The 1449-nt window shown below is 32.8% G+C and carries 1 protein-coding gene; it reads right to left on the reverse strand.

Annotation, left to right across the window (positions count from 1 at the left end; translation table 11 throughout):
- Nucleotides 1–30: 30 nt before the first annotated feature.
- Nucleotides 31–1391, reverse strand: a protein-coding gene (locus tag CER22_RS30995; protein ID WP_088610503.1) for an IS3 family transposase whose coding sequence is annotated in 2 segments (ribosomal slippage) — nucleotides 31–935 and nucleotides 935–1391 — 1362 coding nt in all. Because the reading frame shifts where the segments join, the coding sequence is not laid out codon by codon here.
- Between the last annotated feature and the right edge of the window lie 58 nt (nucleotides 1392–1449).

The following is a 1449-nucleotide window of genomic DNA, read 5'->3' on the forward strand; positions in this document are numbered from 1 at the left end:
TGAACGGGACCCAAAAAGTTGGACACATATTTAAGCAGCTAATAAGGATTGAACTCTGTATTGTACAGGGGGCAATCCTTTTAATTTTGTTTTAATTCTTTTATGGTTATAGTAATGAATATAATTTTCTAATTCTATTTTAAAGTGTTCCATACTTTCAAATTCTTTAAGGTAAAGTAATTCAGACTTTAATAAGCCAAAGAAATTTTCTATGACTGCATTATCTAAGCAATTTCCCTTACGGGACATACTTTGAATTATATTATGTTCTTTTAAAGTATGCTGGTATTTGTCCATTTGATAGTGCCACCCCTGATCTGAATGCAGAATAAGAGTATCTTCTTTATTCAAACGTTTTAATGCCTGATCTAACATCCTTTCAACTAAAAGGAAAGTAGGACGTTTCTCAATATTATAAGAAATAATTTCACCGTTAAACAAATCTAGAATAGGAGATAAATAGAGTTTTTCACCAAATAAGTGAACTTCAGTAACGTCTGTAACCCACTTTTCATTAGGGCGAGAGGCCTTGAAATCTCGCTTCAAGACATTAGGTGCCACTTTCCCAACTTTCCCACGATATGAGCGGTATTTAGAGATTCTTACCAACGATTTTAACCCTAATTGATTCATCAAACGAAGGACAGTTTTATGATTAATCCTATAGCCCTTATTATGCAATTCTAGAGTGATACGTCTATATCCGTATCGTCCTTGATGTTCATGAAAAATCTGTTTAATTGCTTCTTTAACGTCTTTATATTTATCTTCTCGATCCATTTGCTTCACCCAGTAATAATACGTACTACGGGCAATTTTAGCCATTCTAATCAAGTCCATAATTTTATATTCATGCCTTAACTCAAATATTATGTACGCTTTGTCTTTCTCTGTAATTTCTCTTTCTCTTGAATTAAGGCGTGTAACTTTTTTAAATAAGCATTTTCCATTCGTAAATATTCAATCTCTGATTGTAAATCGTTTTGAGAGTTCTTATCTTGTTTTTGTCTAGGCGCAATAGCTTTCTTTTTCTTCACAGTAGAATACCCCTTACTTGTCTTACGAAGAGCTTCTATTCCCTGTGATTCTAGTATTGTCCGCCATTTCCTAATAGTTTTAGGCGATGGAATATTAAACATAGCTGCAGCTTGTAGGGGCGAAGCTCCGGTATTGTTCATATAATTTAATACTTCCATTTTAAATCGAACATCGTATCTTGTAAATTTAGAATTTAAGGATTCTATCCCTTGTTTTTTAGAACGTGCCACCCATTCTTTTAGTAAAGTATAGCTCACTTGATATTTTCTGGCTGTCACTTTAAACGAATCATTTGTATTTAAATAATGTTCAACAGCATTTTTCTTTATCTCAAATGTATATTTTCTAGACATAATAAAACCGCACCTCCAATTGTTAATTAAGTGTCTAACAAATTGGGTGCGGTTCACT

This window comes from Bacillus sp. K2I17 (genome assembly GCF_002209985.1).
Lineage (GTDB): Bacteria > Bacillota > Bacilli > Bacillales > Bacillaceae_G > Bacillus_A > Bacillus_A wiedmannii.